Genomic DNA, 20465 nt, shown 5'->3' with positions numbered 1-20465 from the left:
AAAATGAAAAAAACACTACTAATGCTGTGGATGGCTGTTTGCCTGATCGTATCCTTTACAGGATGCACCAGCGAAGAAATGGATTATAACAATCCGGATGTTGCTCTTTTTGTGAAGCAATTGAAGTCGGGTACGTACAAGATGAAGAATGAAAAAGGGGTGGTGGAGGTTCCTCATTTCACGGAAGAGGATATCCCCGAACTTTTAAAATATGCAGAAGATCTGACTATTATCCCTTCTTTTCCGTCGGTTTATAATATGAACAACGGTAAGATTCGGTTGGGTGAGTGTATGCTTTGGGTGATTGAATCTATCCGTCAGGGCACACCTCCGTCATTAGGTTGCAAAATGGTATTGGCGAATGCTGAAAATTATGAAGCAATCTATTTCCTGACCGATGAGGAAGTACTCGATGCAGCCGCTTGTTATCGTAGTTGGTGGGAAGAACGCCAATATCCGAAAACGAGATGGACAATTGATCCGTGCTACGATGAGCCGCTTTGCGGATCGGGTTATCGTTGGTGGTAATAAAGGGGGAGGAGCCTTCGGAAAGTAAAAAATAGGAAACATTCATGTGGGAATATTTGTTTGTATCAGTAGTCTTTTGCTGCTGACAGGGGGATTATTACGCTCAAAAGATAGCCTCTTATACGTACAAATGTATATGAAGTGCTCCGAAATATAGGTAATGAAAGAGTAAAAAGAATGGATGGATTAAAACGGGTTATAACAACGATGGCACTGTGCCTGACCGCTGTATTTGCATATTCGCAAGTATGGACGGCGCAAGATTCTTTGCATTTGAAGAAATTGCTGGAGAGTGACCAGGAGTTGCATTTAAATATGGATGCTGTGAAGTCGATTGATTTCGGAAGCGCAGTGGGTACTCCCCGGATGTCGGAGGAGAAAAGCTGGATGATGCCTGACGAATCGCTTCCTGAAGCGTTGCCTAAACCGAAAGTGATGTTGACTCTGATGCCATATAAAGCGAATACCCGCTATAACTGGGATCCCATCTATCAGAAGAAGATAAAGATCGATAAAAATACCTGGCGGGGTGATCCTTTCTACGAGATACGCCATCAAAGATCTTATTCAAACTGGGCACGCAATCCGATGGCAAAGGGAATGCGTAAGTCGTTGGATGAGATACAGGCGAGTGGGGTACGTTTCCGTCAGTTGGGTGAACGTGCTAACGGAATGATGGTGAACACGGTAGTGATGGATGCACCTATTCCCTTGTTTGGTGGGAGTGGAGTGTATATCAATGGTGGAACTATCGGCAGACTTGACCTGATGGCTGTCTTTACAAAAGATTTCTGGAATAAGACGGGACGGGATAACCGTGCCCGCACATTGGAAGTGTTGAGAACTTATGGAGATTCTACCACTGTGTTGATAAATAAACCAATTGAACAGATTGCCCGTTGAAGGCGTTATAATGATGTGTTGATGTAGCAATGCGCTAATGTGCTGACTAGAGAATGTTTGTAATTGAATAATTAGTATATTTGTGTGTTGTTATGTTGGCGCATTGTTATATAGCTCTGTCACTATTATTGGTATCTTAGTATATTAACACATAGATAAATTATTGGTTATGAATAGAATTACTTCTCTTCTGGGTATTCGGTATCCTATTATTCAAGGTGGTATGGTGTGGTGCAGCGGTTGGCATCTTGCTTCTGCTGTGAGCAATGCCGGTGGACTGGGATTGATCGGTGCCGGTTCCATGCATCCGGACACTTTACGCGAGCATATCCGTAAATGTAATGCGGCCACGAAATTACCTTTTGGTGTAAACATTCCTTTGATGTATCCCCAGATAGAAGAGATTATGAATATTGTGGTGGAAGAGGGAGTGAAGATTGTTTTTACCTCTGCCGGAAATCCGAAAACGTGGACTGGGTGGTTGAAAGAACGTGGAATAACGGTTGTTCATGTTGTTTCTTCTTCCCGTTTTGCTGTAAAATGTGAGGAGGCTGGAGTAGATGCGGTAGTGGCAGAAGGGTTTGAAGCCGGAGGGCATAATGGACGCGAAGAAACAACGACTTTCTGTTTGATTCCGGCTGTACGTGAGGCTACAACATTACCTTTGATAGCTGCAGGAGGTGTCGGCACAGGGGAAGGAGTATTGGCTGCTATGGTGTTGGGAGCCGAAGGGGTGCAGATAGGAACCCGTTTTGCTCTTACTGAAGAGAGTTCAGCGAGTTCGGTATTTAAAGATTATTGCTTGAGTCTCAGAGAAGGGGATACTAAGTTGTTGTTGAAAAAGCTGGCTCCAACACGTTTGGTAAAGAATGCTTTCCGCGAAGCGGTGGAGAAGGCTGAAGATAGTGGAGCTAGTGCTGAAGATTTGAGAACTTTATTAGGACGGGGGCGTGCTAAAAAAGGAATCTTTGAAGGTGATCTGGAAGAAGGGGAATTGGAGATCGGACAAGTTTCGGCAATCATATCCCGTCGGCAGTCTGTGGCAGAAGTAATGAACGAATTGGTAGCGGCTTATCAACGGGCGGCAAAGAAAGATTATTTATTTTAAAGATATAGCTCATCACAGAGTAATACAAAGTCTTGCAGAGTTTTTTAAAGGTTATCAATCGAAGACGTAAGACATTGAGATAGCCTTACTTTGAAAAAAAGAAAGAACTCTGTAAGACTTTATATTACTGTATGGTGAAAATGCATAGTTACAGGTTGATAGGATCGTACTTCAAACCAAATACGTCGGCAACGGCCTTATAAACGATTTTTCCTTCTACGATATTTAATCCGAGTGCTAATGCTGGATTCTCTTTGCAGGCTTTTTTCCATCCCTTATTTGCTAAAGCTATCACATAGGGGAGGGTAGCATTGGTTAGTGCAAGAGTGGAAGTATAAGGTACGGCTCCCGGAATATTAGCTACTGCATAATGAACGATTCCGTCTACAATATAGGTCGGTGCACTGTGAGTGGTCGGGTGAGAGGTTTCAAAACATCCTCCCTGATCGATTGCTACATCTACTAATACTGTGCCGGGCTGCATCATTGAAAGCATCTCTTTGGTAATCAAATGTGGTGCTTTATCACCGGGAATCAGTACAGAGCCGACAACTAAATCTACATCCGGCAATTCTTTTCTGATTCTTAGTTCGGATGCGTACAATGTCTTTACATTCTTCGGCAGTGTCTCGCTCAAATAGCGCAGACGTGCCAGATTTATATCTGTAATAGTGACATCTGCCCCCATTCCAGCAGCCATTTGTGCGGCATTGCTACCTACAACTCCACCTCCTAAAATTAATACTTTAGCTGGTTTAACACCTGGTACACCTCCCAAAAGGATACCTTTTCCGCCTTGCGGTTTTTCCAGAAAACGGGCGCCTTCTTGGATAGACATACGTCCGGCAACTTCACTCATGGGAATTAATAAAGGTAATGAGTGGTCTGCTTCTTCTACAGTTTCATAAGCCAGGCATATTGATTTGTTAGAGAGCATAGCAAGGGTTAATTCCTTGTCGGAAGCAAAATGGAAATAAGTGAATAGTAACTGTCCTTTTCTTATTAAGTTATATTCAGTGACTATCGGTTCTTTCACTTTTACTATCATCTCAGCAGTGGCGTAAATATCTTCTATTGTTGGCAGGACATGTGCGCCGACAGCTTGATATGCTTCATCCGGAAAACCGCTATTTACTCCCGCTGTATGTTGGATAAACACCCGGTGCCCTTGTTTTACCACTTCGGCCACTCCTGAAGGTGTCATGCCTACACGGTTCTCATTGTTTTTGATTTCCTTTGGTACTCCGATAATCATAATGTTACGTATTAAAGATTTAACATGTTCGAAAGTACGAAAAATCCCCTTACGTTGTTATTCGTAAGGGGATGTTTTAGAACAGAATGCCTTGCGTGTTGAGATGAATAAATGCGTAGAGTGGTTGTTTTATAGACATTCACTGCCCTGTTTGTTGATTTTCATGCTTTTTCCATAGAGACCCACTCGAGCTATGTTGTTGTAAAAGGGTTCTGCAATATCGTACTTAAAAGGAAGTACTTCTTCATTGTCTTTGTTTATATACCCCCACTTGGACGACTGACTTTCAATACAAACAGCAGCCAATCCTTCAGAGAAAGAGCGTCCATTATCATATTCCAGGGGAATGACAACTTCTCCTTTCTTGTTAATGAATCCTATCTTATTGTGTAGCGAGACGAGAGCTAATCCTTCCGCGAATTGTTCTATTTGACTGTAAGTCGGTGGAAGAATGTAGTTTCCTTGTCTGTCAATCAATCCCCATAATCCATCGTGGCATACCCGTGCACATTCTTGTTCAAACGAGTGAGCGGCTGTGTATTTAAACGGAATCTGTATTTGTCCGGTATGGTCGATGAATCCGTATTGAGAATTGAGTACTACCATCCCTAATCCTTCTTTAAAAGAGAAAGCCCGTTCGTACATTAGAGGAATGACAACGTCATATCCTTTATTGATGTATCCCCATTGGATTTTTCCTTTTACCGGAGCCAATCCTTCGGAGAAACGGCCAATTGCCGAGAAGCGCTTTTTCTTATTAGCTACCCCATAAGCTAAAAAAGAAGCGAAGAACTTTGTAATAGTGCTGCTCATTACCTTTATTGTTTGTGTGGTAAGCGTCCGGATACCATATATATACAAGAGAAGCGTGGACGTCGTTAGTTCATTCTATTCAAGGCTCTGGTAAACCTATTGGGAAATGAACAACAGAGTCCACGCCCTTGCATATAACAAAGACGTGAACGCTTAGTTGCCATTATCTCCCCAATTAAAGAATTTACCAGATTCTGAATAGAGATAATATTCTAAACGCTTCTACGTTATTAATCGTAATAAGTCGCTACAAAGATACGGATTTCTTGTTAAAGAACAATGCTTTTAGGGGATAAAGATTTAATGGTGAATGAGGTAGGTGTACAAAATGAGAAATGGCTAGTAGATAGATTAAAAAAAGCTCCTTTTACGCTTTAGGTAAAGGGAGCTTTTTAGTCTATGATGTCAGGCGGTTTGTTTCTATGAAAAATGCTTGGTTATTAGTTTAAAAGTCCGGGATTAGCATCAATTGCATCTTGTGGAATACGCAATGTGTAACGGGAATCATCTTGTACAAGTGTGTAGGTTACATCTTCAATTTCTTTTTTGATTTCCGGTCGGGTAGTTCGGCGTAAATCAAACCAGCGATGGCCTTCAAAAGCAAGCTCGCGAGCACGTTCTTTCAGAATTTCTGTGACTAGCTTTTCTTGGCTCATCGCGTTTATTTCATTCTTTTTCTGCTCATAACCTTCTGATGTATAACGATTCTCTATTAGTTTCAAGAGCCGGGTACGTGCTTCAGGTAATTTGTTTAAATGTGCAGCAGCTTCTGCTGAATTTAAATAAAGCTCTCCGGTGCGGAAAGTACATTTGAATTTAGATTCACCACTTTTGATGGAAGTATAATTTCCATTTTTATTTGCTTGATAATACTTGTTTGGACGTAGATCTTTTCCTTCCTCATATTCTTGTAAAAATGAAGGGTAAAGTAAGAGTGATCCGGCATAATCGCTATTTGGAAAAACTTCATAGGCAGTGATCATTTCTACAGATGTAAATTCATTAGGAAGTTTGCCTCCTTCATCATTTAGGTTTACCAATGTCGATTTTCCGGCTAATACACGTTCCGAAGCTTCATAAGATTTGCTCCATTCACCCATGTATAAATATACCCGTGATTCCATAGCATCTACTGATAATGTTGAAAAACGGTATGAATATTGAATTTCCCATTCTTTTTTATTAATCAGTTTCCGTGCTGTTTCTATATCAGATAAAATAGAGGTATATATTTCCTTTACAGTATTTCTTGATGGTATTTCTTCTAAATCAGTATTGAGTTTTAGAGGAACTGCTTTGGTTTCTAATGCTCCGGTAGCTGTATAAGGTTGTCCATAAAGATTGACCAATATGAAATGCATATATGCTCTCATGAGGTAAGCTTCTCCAACTAATTGATTAATATCTTCTTGGCTTCCTTCTGATATTTCATCTTTTTTATCTATGATTGCGTTGGCATAATAGATATTGGTATAATAGGCCGCCCATCCAAATTGTCTCGTACTTGCATTCGGATTAACATCATTCCATTTTTCAACATCTCCTAAAGAATTTTTGGAAGTGGCATCAGACTGTAATATGGTTGCGATATCTGTTCTGATTTCGCATATTCCTCTGTCATTGAGTGCTGTATTGTAAGCTGTTGTGAATAAAGCTCTGTATTCAGCTAGCGTATTGGGAATTACTTGGCCTACTGGTTGTATGTCCAAATAACTATCACAGGAAGATAATAACAGGCTTCCTATTAATGTGAATATATAATATATTTTCTTTGTCATAATATATTTTTTAAAAGTTAAGACTTAGATTGAAGGTAATGGATTTGGGAACTGGGGTAGAGTATAGGTTGCCCATTGATTCCGGATCCATATAATTATCATAATTAGAGCTGATAACGAATAGGTTACGAGCCTCTAATCCTACAGTTGCTCCGCCGATACTTAGTTTATGAAGCCATTCGGATGGAACCCGGTAAGCAAGACGTATATTTTGTAGACGTACAAAGCTTAGCTTTTTTACCCAGATATCCAGTGATCTGTAAATGTCATTTCGAGTACTGAACAAGTAGTAGTCGGCCGGATTGTAATTGTACGTTGCTAATGCAGGGAACTTTCCTGTTGTATTTTCCGGTGTCCATCTATCCAGTATGTCTCTATTCATATTGCGCCCTGGGTCTAAGTCAGATACATTATAACTTGGAGTTGTTTTTACGTGTGCTCCAAAATTATATGAAAAATTCAGATTCAGTTCCCAATTTCGGTAATTGAACGTATTTAGAAAACCGCCCGTGTAGGGAGCATCTGACGTTCCAACATAGCTGTAAAAGTCTCTTTGTTCTTCAGTACTTGGTCCTATTTGGTAAGTGCCAAGACCATCTTCATTCGATGTCATTCTGAATAACTCTTCTACAGTGACAGCTTTTCCCTCTTTATTCTCAAGATAGATTTGTCCTGTATCAGGATTTATACCTTTTGTTTTTAGTGCAAAGATTGCACCTACAGGATATCCTTCCAGACTAGGAGTCACTTGGCTTTTATCTGTAAGTACTTTTAGTACTTTATTTTGATTATATGCGAAGTTGAAAGTAGTGTACCAAGAGAAGTTTTTAGTGGTGATATTACGTGTCTGCAGGTTTATTTCTACACCTTTATTTTCCATACTAGCCCAGTTTATAGACATATTAGTGAATCCATTTTCTAAAGCTAATGCTTTAGAACCAATTAAGTCTGTTCCTTTTCTATAGTAGTAATCTACACTAAGATTGATGGCTTGATTGAGTACAGAAAAATCTATTCCTAGATTGTAAGATGCTGTTTTTTCCCAGCGTAATTTACTGTTGGGAGCACTATTGATAATAATATTTTCTTCACTGTAACCTGGTAAAATATTCACATTATCATATTTTCCGACTAGGAATGGAGAGGTTCCCTTATCAATATTTCCTTGTAAGCCATAAGAAAGGCGAAGAGCTAAATTATCAATCCATTTGTATTGTCTAATGAACGATTCATTAGATAAACGCCACAAACCGCTTACCGAATAGATTGGTAAGAAACGGTATTTCTTATCTACTCCGAATAAATCAGAACCATCCATGCGCACACTTCCTCCCAATGTATAACGATTCATTAAAGTATATGAACCATTGGCAAAGAAAGAAGCAAAAGCGTTTTCCTTGTACGATTTAGTTTTTAGATTCCAATCATTGGCTTGTGCTTCATCTTTAAATATGAGATTCTGGAATGTTAGTTTCTTGGGATCATATCCGTATCCGGTTGAGGCTTGGTTGTCTACCCAGTTTTTGCGAATTTCCGAACCAGCCATTATTTGTATGTCATGTATATCCCCAAATGTGTTTTTGTATTCTCCTTGGATTTTCCATGTGAGTTGTGAGGTTGTACTATTAGTTGTTTTAAGCATGCCTCCTTCTGGTATAAGATAGGTTTGTACACCATTTTTCCAATATTTATTGGTTTCACGTATATTCCTAATATTATATGAATTTATCCCGGCATATTCTTCTTGCGACAATTGATCCCATTGCACACCAATCTGTGAATAAACTTTCCACTGATCGTTAAAACGTAGCTGAACATCAAAGATAGAATTGATGGCTGTGGTGACAGATTCTTTATTGGTGTTTGCTCGTTCTTCGAATATATTAAAGCCTTGCTTTTCATCTGTTTCATTACTTCTGACTACGTCGTAATCGTAAAGGTAGTTTCCTTGTTCGTCAAACGGAGCAAAGTAAGGGTTGGCGATACGTGAATAATATATAGGGTTAATAAGTCCGTAAGTATCAGTCATAAATGTGTTATTCTTGCGTCTGTTGGCAAAAATAGACATTCCAATTTTTAATATTTTGTTGATTTGGTAAGACGTTTTACTGGTCAGATTAAAACGGCTCATGCTTACACCTGGTACATTTCCGTTTTCTTTGACATAACCAAGTGAGTTGTAATAAGTAACCTTTTCGCTACCACCGGAAATGCTAAAGTTATATTCTTGCGTGAAAGCATCTCTGAATAATATATCATTCCAGTCTGTATTGATTGTTTTCAGTTTGTTTATAGCATTTTGGGCTTCAGGTGTCAGTCCGTTCCACCCCTGTTCTTTATAGATGTCTATTAAGTTATATTGTTTCATGATAGCAGCAACTTTTCCTTTTTCAGGAAATACCGGTATCGGATCTGTTAATCCCCATAATATGTCAAACCGTGCTTCTTTTAATAATTGAAGTTCCAAATCGACTTTCTCTTCCGAGTTTAGTAAGTTGAGCCGTGAAGTATTGAGATTTGGAGTATAAGTCAATTTAGTATTGAAGTTAATAACAGGTTTTCCGGTTTTTCCTCTTTTGGTTGTTACCACAATTACACCATTTGCAGCACGTGCGCCATAAATGGCAGTAGCAGCTGCATCTTTTAATATCGTAATGCTTTCAATGTCGTTTGGGCTCAAACCTGCGATAGAAGATTGTGACATATTTACAATGTCATTATCGTTATCTTTGTTAATCTCTGGAATATCTGTCCCCTCCAAAGGTATTCCATCCAATACCCATAATGGGTCTTGTGTTCCATTTAATGAAGCCGTACCACGAATACGAATACGTGCTGGAGCTCCCGGTGCACCAGAAGTTGTCGTAACAGCTACACCGGCGATTTGTCCTGCTAACGCCTGATCGATACTTTTTGCAGCACCTACCATTCCATCTGTAACATCTACTTTGGCAATGGCAGCAGTCAGTTTACGACGTTCCAGTTCTTGATAACCAGTTACTACTACGTCTCCTAATGTGTGTGATGAAGCTTGAAGTACAATACGATAAGTATCTTTTCCTGTTTGTAATATGATGTTTTGTTCTTCAAAACCTATATAACTACAATGTAGTCTGGTCACCTTTTCCGGAATGGAAATGGAGAATTTACCATCCATATCAGTGATAGTACCTAGAGAAGTCTGTGATACTCCGGCTTTTTTCAAATCGTCTGCATTAACATATACAGAAGCACCGATTAGAGGTTCATTGTCTTCACCGGATATGACGACTCCGGTGATTGTGCGATTAGCAGCGTTGGCTGTAGCCAACGTGCTAACAAGAAAACATATAAGAACGTATAAATATTTTTTTCTCATCAATATAGATTGTTAAAGTGATTGATTTTGTTTTATTTGATTCCCAAAGCCGTATTAATACGTAGAATCATATCCTCATAATGATAGCGTGCAGCAGTATCAGAAGTGCCGAGACGGCTCTGCAACAATTTCTTGATACGTAATAGCTCTCCGCGTTTCACCGAGATAGCATCAGAAATACGGTTGAGCTGACTGCCATAGAAGTTAAGCACACGTGGAGCGCCCATTCGGTCTTCTTGGCGAAGTGCCCGTTGTTCGGCTGCATAACAGCTGCAGAAAGGAGTGGCATGGTCAAGCAGGAAATGCTCATTTGCAATCTTCTTGTTGATTTTTACAGCTTCGGGTTCTGCGGCTGCTGTAAGTAATGCATCGAGGAAGTTTTTCTGCAAAGAACGTTCCATTACGTTGGGGATGCCACCACGTTCGGTAATACCGAAAATGTTTTTATGAAGTCCGTCCATAAGCTCCACTACTGTGAAGGCTTTTTTCCCGTTGACAGACTCATTCTCTATCATACGCATCAAACGGGTGTTGCCTAGTAAATCCCAAAGGATATAGGCTTGGGCGTTCTTTAAGATTTGCGTAGGAGCATTCTCCTGTTTTCCGATGGGAGTATTACGAAGTAGATAAGTATATTGTCCTACTTCCGTGTCAAACAGCCATTTAGGATATGTTAATACTTCATCCATCAGAAATTTTAGTGAAGCTTGTTGTTTCTCTTTCTCAACGAATGTATAAGTCTTGACGCCATCTCCAACAATTGTATTTTCAATGTAGATACCGCCAATATTGGCAAGGACATGATATAAATAGTTGTTCCATTGGTTGATTACTGCATAGTAGAGGCGTGATGCTTCTTCATAAGTTTGTCCTTTCTCGCCGGTAGTAGTCCATTGAAGAATTTGCGGAACAATACGTTTCAGATTCTCAATGCCAAGTAAAGAAGAACGAACCGGATCATCACCTAAATCTTCGTTCTGTGCACGTGGATCTACCGCATCACGTACATCCTGTGCTTCACTATATTTATAAAGACGATCAGTATGTTTGCTCAAAAAATCGAATAAAACATCCTTTTCTTCTTCCGGAGTCTTCTTTCCGTACCAACGATAACCATATTCGATAGCAAACATGTCATAAGGACCGATATGCGGAGAAAGAACTTTCACGCCATCTCCTGGTTGTGCGATATAATTGAATCGTGCATAATCCATGATAGATGAAGCGGTAGAATTCATTCTGGAAGTGAATGCTTCGGAACGTAATGAATCCGTCGGGAAAGCCCATGATCCCATCATATTGTGACGGAGTCCCAATGAGTGGCCTACCTCATGACAGGCGACGAATCGAATGGCATCTCCCATCAAAGCATCAGGCAATTGTACATTGCGTGCTTCCGGACACACAGTTCCGGTCTGGACAGTAATCCATTCACGTACCATAGAAAGCACATTGTGCCACCACATAATATCAGCTTCCAGGATTTCTCCGGAACGGGGATCTAACAGAGAAGGTCCCATTGCATTTTTCTTTTCCGAAGCAGCATAAGTCAGTACGGAGTAATTGACATCATCCATGTCTACATGCATACTGTCCGTGATTTCTTTGGCGATAATCGCATTCTTGAAACCAGCCTTTTCAAAGGCAATCTGCCAGTCCTCGATACCTTTCTTAATGTACGAACGCCATTGGTAAGGAGTTGAATTGTCAATGTAGAAGATAATAGGTTTGGCAGGTTCTACCATCTGACCTTTCAGATAAGCCTCCCGATCTTCCGGTTTGGGTTCCATACGCCAGCGGGTGATATACTGTGTCTTATCCGTACGCTGCTGCGCATCACTAAAACTTAATAACGGATTCGTGAAATAACCGACCTTCTGATTGTCGAATCGTCCCATCATCGGCTTCTCGGGTAATAAGAGAATAGAAGAACTAACTTCCACCGTTACATAAACAGTAGTAGTACCTTCCGTTACCCGGGTAGTCAACTCGGAAGTTGCCACGACATTGTTTGAAAAGGATTTGATGGATAGAATACGTGATAAATTCTTGATAGCCGAAGTACCCAGATTAATATTGGTAAATACGTTATTGATACTGGTTTCCGTACCATCATAAATATCATTCACCTTGATTACTAATGCCGTAGAATCTGCATTGACTGCTTCGATCTTGAATGCGGCAATCAGCGGAGAGATAAAATTATCCTTTACCGAACGGAAGATAGCGTCCGTTTGGGGGGCCAGAGGTAATGGACGTTGTTGGCGTAACATTAGTTTGCCCGTCGCTTTGTCCCATTCCATGCAAACCATCTGGTTTTCATAGTTTACTCCGCGGTTTACACCCGCATCATTAAGTTCGGTAGGAACTCGTTGCAGCTTATTGACAACTAATAAGTCACGTCCCAAAAGTGAGGTGGGAATTTCAAAATAATAATCATTCTTCTTTTGATGTACAGCAAACATCCCTTTGGTCGTTTTACTGTCTTCCACTAATTTCTCGTAGTCGCTTTTACTCTTCTCTTCTTTCTCTTCTGGTTTTTTCTTTTTCTTTTTAAACCAACTCAGATTTTCTGTAGCGGGGGTAGTTGCAAATGCCGAGAGCGCTTCTCCACTCAGCAATATACATGCAATGACCGCTGCCATTACTTTTACATACATTCTCATTGAGTTTCTAACTTTTAATTATAATTAAAAAACGGCTACAAAAGTACTAATATAAATAACATAATGACTACTAATTTGCAATGAATATAACATTAAAAAGAAATATTAACTAGTATCTACGGTCATCATTCTCCTCGGATATTTCATAGTTTAGTGGGAATAGTGTACATTTGCGGGAGTAAAAAAGTGAACGGAATGATGAGACGATATATCACTGCTTTGATGCTGGCTTGCTGCATCGGAGGGTATGGACAAGAGAAGAAGCAAGTAACCTTTGTACCTCCTTTTGACTTTCCTCTTACATTGAGTGGGAACTTTGGAGAAATCCGCTCCAATCACTTCCACGGCGGACTGGATTTTAAGACAGGCGGAGTTATCGGTAAACCCGTTCGTGCTCTCGCTGATGGCTATATTTCGCGTATTCGCGTCACGAATGGTTCGGGATATGTACTTGATGTCTGTTATCACAATGGCTATTCAACGATCAACCGCCATTTGAGTGGTTTTGTTTCTCCCATTGCCGAAAGGGTGGAGAAACTTCAATATGAAGAAGAAAGCTGGGAAGTAGAGATTGTTCCCGAACCGGGAGAATATCCGGTAAAAGGAGGCCAGCAGATCGCATGGAGCGGAAACACCGGATATTCGTTCGGTCCGCATCTTCACCTGGATGTATTTGAAACGGAATCGGGAGATTATATTGACCCTATGCCTTTCTTTCAATCGAAAATAAAAGATACGCGTGCTCCGAAAGCGGATGGCATTCTATTTTTTCCACAACTGGGTAAAGGAGTAGTGGATGGAAAGCAAGAGAATAAAATCATCCTTCCTAATAGTGAGCGTCCGGTGGAAGCATGGGGAGTGATAGGTGTGGGGATCAAAGCATACGATTACATGGATGGAGTGAATAACCATTATGGAGTTTATTCAGTTGTGCTTACGGTAGATGGAAATGAAATATTTCGCAGCACCGTAGATCGCTTCTCGCAGGAAGAGAACCGGATGATTAATTCCTGGACTTACGGGCAATATATGAAATCTTTCATTGATCCGGGTAACACTTTGCGTCTGCTAAAAGCATCGAATGATAACCGTGGCTTGGTGACGATTGATGAGGAACGGGACTATCAGTTCTTATATACATTAAAAGATGCTTTCGGAAACACTTCCAAATATAGTTTCACCGTACGGGGTCGGAAGCAACCGATTGAACCGTTGAATCATCGGGAGAAATATTATTTTACCTGGAATAAGACTAATTATCTGCAAGAACCGGGATTGAACTTGGTTGTTCCGAAAGGAATGTTGTATGATGATGTTCCCCTCAATTATCAGGTGAAGGCGGATAGTGGTGCCGTTGCTTTTACTTATCAGCTGAATGATAAGGCGGTTCCGCTGCATGCAGCTTGTGAGTTGTGTATCGGGTTGCGTAGAAAACCAATTGCCGATACGACGAAATATTATGTGGCCCGCATAACTCCCAAAGGAGGAAAGTACAGCGTAGGCGGAAAGTATGAAGACGGATACATGAAAGCATCTATCCGGGAGTTGGGAACTTACACTGTTGCCATCGATACCATCCCGCCGGAGATTATCCCTGTCAACAAGAATCAGTGGGGAAGAAACGGAAAAATTGTCTATCGTTTGAAAGATCAGGGCGCGGGAATTGCTTCCTATCGTGGAACGATTGACGGAAAGTATGCGCTTTTCGGACGTCCCAATATTGTGAAATCATACTGGGAATGTACGTTGGACCCCAAACGCGTAAAGAAAGGAGGCAAGCATACTGTTGAATTTACAGTGACCGACTATTGTGGGAATGAAACAGTGGCCCGTGAAAGCTTTATTTGGTAAATTATTAAAAGTGAATCATATATTTATTATGAAGAGAAGAATTATTCTTTGTGCCGCCGTATTGATGGCGGCTGTGGCGAACACCTTCGCCTGCACCAACCTGATTGTCGGAAAAAATGCGTCTGCCGATGGCTCGACGATTGTTTCCTATTCTGCCGACTCGTATGGCTTATTCGGAGAACTTTATCATTATCCGGCTGCTACCTATCCAAAAGGTACGATGCTGAAAGTTTATGAATGGGATACCGGCAAGTATCTGGGAGAAATAGAGCAGGCACGCCAGACTTACAATGTAGTCGGTAATATGAATGAATATCAGGTTACCATTGGTGAGACAACTTTCGGCGGACGTCCGGAATTGGCCGATTCTACAGGGATTATCGATTACGGAAGTCTGATTTATATCGGTTTGCAACGTTCGCGCACTGCCCGTGAAGCAATTAAGATCATGACCGACTTAGTGCAGCAATACGGCTATTATAGCGAAGGAGAATCCTTTACTATTGCCGATCCGAACGAAATATGGATTATGGAAATGATTGGTAAAGGTCCCGGCATCCGTGGAGCAGTTTGGGTAGCTGTACGTGTGCCCGATGATTGCATTTCGGCCCATGCCAACCAGTCACGTATCCACCAGTTTGATATGAACGACAAGGAAAACTGCATGTACTCTCCGGATGTCGTTTCTTTTGCCCGCGAGAAGGGATATTTTAATGGAGTAAACAAAGACTTTAGCTTTTCATTAGCTTATGCGCCTCTTGATTTTGGTGCCCGCCGTTTTTGTGAGGCTCGTGTGTGGAGCTATTTTAATAAGTTCACAGATAACGGAAAAGATTATCTTCCTTACATTGAGGGAAAGACCAATACGCCGATGCCTCTTTTTGTGAAACCGAAACATAAGTTATCCGTGCAAGATGTGAAAGATATGATGCGCGACCATTATGAAGGAACGCCCCTTGACATCTCCAATGATTTTGGAGCCGGACCTTATAAGACACCTTACCGTCTTTCTCCTCTGAACTTCAAGGTAGATGGCCAGGAATATTTCAACGAACGTCCGATTTCCACTCAACAAAGCGGGTTTGTATTTGTTGCACAAATGCGGGCTCATAAGCCGGACCCGATAGGCGGTGTACTTTGGTTTGGTGTGGATGATGCGAACATGGCTGTATTTACCCCGGTTTATTGTTGTGCTACTAAAGTGCCGGTATGTTATACCCGTGTAGATGGGGCCGATTATATTACTTTCTCCTGGAATTCTGCTTTCTGGATTTTCAACTGGGTATCTAATATGGTCTATCCGCGTTATGATTTGATGATCGGTGATGTACGGGAAGCGCAGAAAGAAATGGAAACTACTTTCAACAATGCACAGGAAGGCATTGAAGAAATGGCTGCCAAACTGCTGGCAAAAGATAAGAACGCAGCGGTTGACTTTCTGACAAACTATACAAATATGACCGCACAGAGCACTTTCGATACTTGGAAACAATTGGGTACATTCTTGATTGTGAAGTACAATGATGGAGTGGTGAAACGTGTTAAAGACGGTCAGTTTGAGCGTAATTCTATTGGACAACCTGCCGGAGTGATGCGTCCCGGATATCCGAAAGAATTCTTGCAGGAATATGTCAAGCAGACTGGTGACAGATATAAAGTGCCACAAGAATAGATATTAAGTATGAGATATTAGGTATTAAGTATATCGCTTTTTAATTCTTAATTCTCAAATTTCAATTAAAAGAATAGGAATTATAAACTTATTATTTTACATTTGTGTGCTCAAGAAATTGATAATAAATAATTCATTAACCAATAAATAACAATCGAAATGGAAAATCAGGAACTTATTAAACAGGTCACTGAAAAAGCCGAAAAATGGCTAACCCCGGCTTATGATGCTGAAACCCAGGCTGAAGTGAAGCGTATGTTGGAAAACGATGATAAAACCGAACTAATTGAAGCTTTCTACAAAGATCTTGAATTTGGTACTGGTGGTCTGCGTGGTATTATGGGTGTAGGTAGCAATCGTATGAATATCTATACGGTAGGTGCTGCCACTCAAGGACTTTCCAACTATCTGAAAAAGAACTTCAAAGACCTGTCGCAGATTTCTGTAGTAGTAGGTCACGATTGCCGCAATAACAGCCGTTTGTTTGCGGAAACTTCTGCTAATATTTTCTCTGCCAATGGTATTAAAGTATATCTGTTTGACGACATGCGTCCGACACCGGAAATGTCTTTCGCCATCCGTCACCTCGGTTGCCAGAGCGGTATCATCCTGACTGCTTCTCACAATCCGAAGGAATACAACGGTTACAAGGCATATTGGGACGATGGTGCACAGGTATTGGCTCCACACGATAAAGGTATCATCGACGAAGTGAATGCAATTGCTTCTGCTGCCGATATTAAATTCCAGGGAAATCCGGATTTGATTCAGATTATCGGTGAAGACATCGATAAGATTTATCTGGATATGGTGAAAACTGTTTCTATTGATCCGGCAGCTATCGCCCGTCACAAAGACATGAAGATTGTCTATACTCCGATCCACGGTACAGGTATGATGTTGATTCCTCGTGCATTGAAAATGTGGGGATTCGAAAACGTATTTACTGTGCCCGAACAGATGATTAAGGACGGTAACTTCCCGACTGTCGTATCTCCGAACCCGGAAAACGCGGAAGCTCTTTCTATGGCTGTAAACCTTGCCAAAGAAATTGATGCTGACCTCGTTATGGCTTCCGACCCGGATGCTGACCGTGTGGGTATTGCTTGTAAGGATGATAAAGGCGAATGGGTACTGATTAACGGTAACCAGACTTGTATGATGTACCTTTATTATATTCTGACACAGTACAAACAACTGGGTAAGATTAAAGGTGGCGAGTTCTGCGTGAAGACAATCGTTACAACTGAACTAATCAAGAAGATCGCAGATAAGAATAACATCGAAATGCTTGACTGCTACACCGGATTTAAATGGATTGCCCGTGAAATCCGTCTGCGTGAAGGCAAACAGAAATATATCGGTGGCGGTGAAGAAAGCTACGGATTCCTTGCCGAAGATTTCGTTCGCGATAAAGATGCTGTATCAGCTTGCTGTCTGATTGCTGAAGTTGCTGCATGGGCAAAAGATAATGGTAAATCCTTGTATCAGTTGTTGCTGGATATCTACGTAGAATACGGATTCTCTAAAGAGTTTACTGTAAACGTAGTGAAACCGGGTAAGAGCGGTGCAGAAGAAATCAAAGCTATGATGGAGAACTTCCGTGCCAATCCTCCGAAAGAATTGGGTGGCTCTAAAGTGATCTTGAGCAAAGATTATAAGACACTGAAACAGACAGATGATAAAGGTAACGTAACTGCAATCGATATGCCGGAACCATCTAACGTACTTCAATATTTCACTGAAGACGGTAGCAAAGTTTCCGTTCGTCCTTCAGGTACAGAACCTAAGATTAAGTTCTATATGGAAGTTCAGGGTGAAATGGGTTGCCGCAATTGTTATGCTTCTGCCGAATCTGCCGCAATGGAAAAGATTGAAGCAGTGAAGAAATCATTGGGTATCTGATTTTGTTTCTTCTGAAATTTCAGATATAGATAACGAAAGATAAATAATAAATAGCGCCTCCATGGTCTTTTCGAAGATTATGGAGGCGCTTCTTTTTCTCTATACATAGCCCTGATTCTGCCTATTTTCGGGCTTTTTCCCCAACTTGGCACAGTTCTTTCATTTCCTTTGCATTCTTTAAGTCCACTTGCTAATCCTTCTTGCCCGAATCTTGTTGTATTGGCATCATCTCAATTTCAACAGGCAGGCTGCGGATACACAAGTTTTGTTGATGCTTTAGAGTGATACGTTCAGTTTCATATTCGTAAGTTGTTCGTTTGTAGTTATGTGTATTTCGTGGCCTGCTTTCTTAGTCTATTCTTCAGTCAGTACTGTTTCTTTTTTTTCTGTTATTTCTTCGTGCCTATCCAAGTCCATTTATGCCATATTGTTTCCAATGGTCCTTGTTTATGTTTAGACAGCCACCATTTGCAGAACCGAACCTGTGCCAGGAAAAGAATAATACCGATAATCAGGCTAAGAGTATATCCACAGTAAGGAGCAAGATAGAATCCGAATGGGAAATAGATAATGGCTCCCAAAATAGATTGAGAAATATAATTGGTCAAGCTCATTTTTCCGTAGAATCGCAGATTAGATACAGTTTTCTTGAACTGATCCTTCTGATAAAGCAACACGAAGGAAGCAACGAGTACAATCGTAAATGCAAATTTCTGCCACATATCAAAGGCAGTACCTACCGTTTGCTGAATTAAACTGCTGTCACTTTGCATGATCTGTTCTTTCAGAGAATACAGTGGCGCGAAACTGATAGCTGCAATAATAAGTGCTTTCATCCAGAACTTCAAATGAGATTCGGTAGTTACGAACAATTCTTTGCGTCCGATATATAAGCCAAACAGGAAAAGTCCGGCAGTCTGCAAGAAACGTCCGGCACCGATAGCCCAAAACAGGCTTGCTTTCTGTCCCAGCGTAACATTACCTATCAGAAAATCCCAAAAGTTTCCGGCTTTGGTGTATTCCGCTACTTCAGCATACATGGCTCCGACATTCAAATCGGGTAGGGTATAGGCAGGATTGAAAAGGCTCATTATATAATGAAACCATTCAATCGGTTGCAGTGAAAACAAGATGGCGGTGATTAGAATCGCTTTGTCACTCCATTTACGTACGATAAATAGTACAAGACTGACTACAACAAACAGAAGCAGGACATCTCCTGCCGGGAAGAAAGCAGCATTCAAAGTAGCGAATCCTGCCAGCAATATCATTCTCCATAAAAAGCGGTAACCAAAGTCCTTTCCTTTCAACTGCTGGTTGTGCGACTGGATATAGAAAGTGAATCCGAAAAGCAGAGCGAATATGGCATAAGACTTTCCGGCAAGCAGTGAAAATGTCGCATTAAATACTCCGGCATCCAAAATGGTGAGCCATTCAGGAGAACTTTCCGGATATACGGGGAAAATGAAATGCTCCAGGTTATGAACCAGAAGGATGGCCATTACAGCAAATCCTCTAAGAGCATCTACTACTTCAATTCGGGGTGTTTTTGTTGATAATTCCATGGGGCTAATTTATGATTGTTTTTAGTAAATGTTCATTTTACCCATCTCTAAGCAGGCTTCGGGAACATACTGACGGATTCCTTTGATGATATTTTCCATGTTTGATTTATTCATTTGGATGCTCTATCCACCAATCAATCATCTTTCGGGCAAGACTAAGTTTTCTGGGAAGTTCGGGTAAATTGTCTCTTGTATAAAAGTCTCCCGAACTCAATTCTTCATCTTGGAGGTTGATCTCCCCTCCGGCATAATCGGCAATAAAGCCGACCATTAGTCCGCTGGGATAAGGCCAGGGCTGATTACCGAAATAAGTGATATTTTTTACATCCAGTCCGGTTTCTTCTTTCACTTCACGTGCTACACATTCTTCTAGCGTTTCTCCGGTTTCCAGAAATCCGGCAACGAGACTGTTGAATGTTCCTTTAAAATTGCGGGCGTGCACTAAAAGTAGTGAATCTTTTTTTCTCACTAATACAAGAATCGCTGTGGAAATGGAAGGATATACCTCCCGGCCACATTTCGGACAACGCTTCATGATAGATTCTTTCTGTTCCATAGGCGTGCCGCAGGCGGAACAAAAGCGGCTGTTTCTATCCCAATGCAGAATCTCATGTGCTTTTCCTGCTGTCTGATAATGAGACAAAGGAAGATATTCATAGGAGGCACGAAGCCCTATCATGATCCATTGCTCCGATTCTTCAATGGGAGAGGAGAGGGAGAAAGCCTTGCAGTTTTTCCTTTCTAGTGTGGTGATATTGTGTACGGTTGTTTTTTCTTTAATAACAATAGGAGAGCTTTCTCCACACGGGACGGTATATATACCATCCTCTTTTTTCTCAAGAAGCAGTTGGTCTTTGTAAAAGATAAACCACCATGATTGTGCTGTCTGATTCATTTTAATTCTAATTCTTGATCTTCGCGCTGCGAAGTTATAAAAAAACTAGATTGATATTTAGACTTATCAGATAAAATACAGTGCAACCGCACCAAAATTTGATTCATAACTGTGCAGAAACGAGTTAAACGTTGCGCTAATGAATGGGTCCAGGGTGAGGGGTGGTGA

Annotated in this window: 13 protein-coding genes; 6 read left to right on the top strand and 7 right to left on the bottom strand. The window is 40.9% G+C overall.

Translation table 11 applies throughout. From position 1 onward, the window contains the following. The first annotated feature begins 3 nt into the window (after positions 1-3). From DXA54_RS14550 to DXA54_RS14540, 3 genes are all read left to right on the top strand, one after another. Positions 4-528: a DUF4943 family protein gene (locus DXA54_RS14550; protein WP_004304253.1), complete on the top strand. Its 525-nt coding sequence runs from the start codon at positions 4-6 to the stop codon at positions 526-528. A 177-nt stretch (positions 529-705) separates the two neighbouring features. Continuing rightward, entirely contained in the window at positions 706-1431 is a 726-nt protein-coding gene (locus DXA54_RS14545; RefSeq protein ID WP_120079843.1) for a DUF4858 domain-containing protein, read from the top strand. Positions 1432-1600: 169 nt separating this feature from the next. Continuing rightward, on the top strand, positions 1601-2539 hold the full coding sequence (locus DXA54_RS14540) for an NAD(P)H-dependent flavin oxidoreductase (protein WP_120079841.1): 939 nt from the start codon (positions 1601-1603) through the stop codon (positions 2537-2539). Between the two features lie 148 nt (positions 2540-2687). Here the strand turns inward: DXA54_RS14540 and ald are convergent, their stop codons facing one another. From ald to DXA54_RS14515, 5 genes are all read right to left on the bottom strand, one after another. Next, positions 2688-3794, bottom strand: a complete 1107-nt coding sequence (ald, locus tag DXA54_RS14535) for an alanine dehydrogenase (protein ID WP_120079839.1) — start codon at positions 3792-3794, stop codon at positions 2688-2690. A gap of 129 nt (positions 3795-3923) precedes the next feature. Next, a complete protein-coding gene (locus tag DXA54_RS14530) occupies positions 3924-4607 on the bottom strand; it encodes a WG repeat-containing protein (protein WP_004311339.1) in 684 nt (227 codons plus the stop codon). 440 nt (positions 4608-5047) lie between these two features. Continuing rightward, positions 5048-6385 (bottom strand): RagB/SusD family nutrient uptake outer membrane protein, encoded by a 1338-nt coding sequence (locus tag DXA54_RS14525; RefSeq protein WP_004304248.1) that lies wholly within the window; start codon positions 6383-6385, stop codon positions 5048-5050. A gap of 10 nt (positions 6386-6395) precedes the next feature. Then, a complete protein-coding gene (locus DXA54_RS14520) occupies positions 6396-9743 on the bottom strand; it encodes a SusC/RagA family TonB-linked outer membrane protein (protein WP_120079837.1) in 3348 nt (1115 codons plus the stop codon). Positions 9744-9775: 32 nt separating this feature from the next. Further along, complete coding sequence (locus DXA54_RS14515; RefSeq protein ID WP_004321434.1) at positions 9776-12409, bottom strand: zinc-dependent metalloprotease; 2634 nt, start codon at positions 12407-12409, stop codon at positions 9776-9778. Between the two features lie 198 nt (positions 12410-12607). Between DXA54_RS14515 and DXA54_RS14510 the strand changes: the two genes are divergently transcribed. The 3 genes from DXA54_RS14510 (at position 12608) to DXA54_RS14500 (ending at position 17837) form a co-directional block, all read left to right on the top strand. Next, the gene (locus DXA54_RS14510; protein WP_032849014.1) at positions 12608-14260 is read left to right on the top strand and encodes a M23 family metallopeptidase; all 1653 of its coding nucleotides are present in this window, start codon (positions 12608-12610) and stop codon (positions 14258-14260) included. Positions 14261-14288: 28 nt separating this feature from the next. Further along, positions 14289-15932 (top strand): C69 family dipeptidase, encoded by a 1644-nt coding sequence (locus tag DXA54_RS14505; protein WP_032849015.1) that lies wholly within the window; start codon positions 14289-14291, stop codon positions 15930-15932. A 159-nt stretch (positions 15933-16091) separates the two neighbouring features. After that, the gene (locus tag DXA54_RS14500) at positions 16092-17837 is read left to right on the top strand and encodes a phospho-sugar mutase (RefSeq protein ID WP_120079835.1); all 1746 of its coding nucleotides are present in this window, start codon (positions 16092-16094) and stop codon (positions 17835-17837) included. A gap of 389 nt (positions 17838-18226) precedes the next feature. Here DXA54_RS14500 and DXA54_RS14495 read toward each other — a convergent pair whose 3' ends face one another. Further along, positions 18227-19402 (bottom strand): DUF418 domain-containing protein, encoded by a 1176-nt coding sequence (locus DXA54_RS14495; RefSeq protein ID WP_007749594.1) that lies wholly within the window; start codon positions 19400-19402, stop codon positions 18227-18229. Positions 19403-19508: 106 nt separating this feature from the next. Continuing rightward, positions 19509-20303 carry an NAD(+) diphosphatase gene (gene nudC, locus DXA54_RS14490; protein ID WP_255342290.1) on the bottom strand — a complete coding sequence of 265 codons (795 nt, stop codon included), beginning with the start codon at positions 20301-20303 and terminating at the stop codon, positions 19509-19511. Positions 20304-20465: the final 162 nt, after the last annotated feature.

Source organism: Bacteroides sp. OF03-11BH (genome assembly GCF_003604005.1).
Taxonomy (GTDB): Bacteria; Bacteroidota; Bacteroidia; order Bacteroidales; family Bacteroidaceae; genus Bacteroides; species Bacteroides ovatus.
The sequence above is the reverse complement of the archived record's forward strand: the minus strand, read 5'-3'. Positions and strand labels throughout refer to the sequence as shown.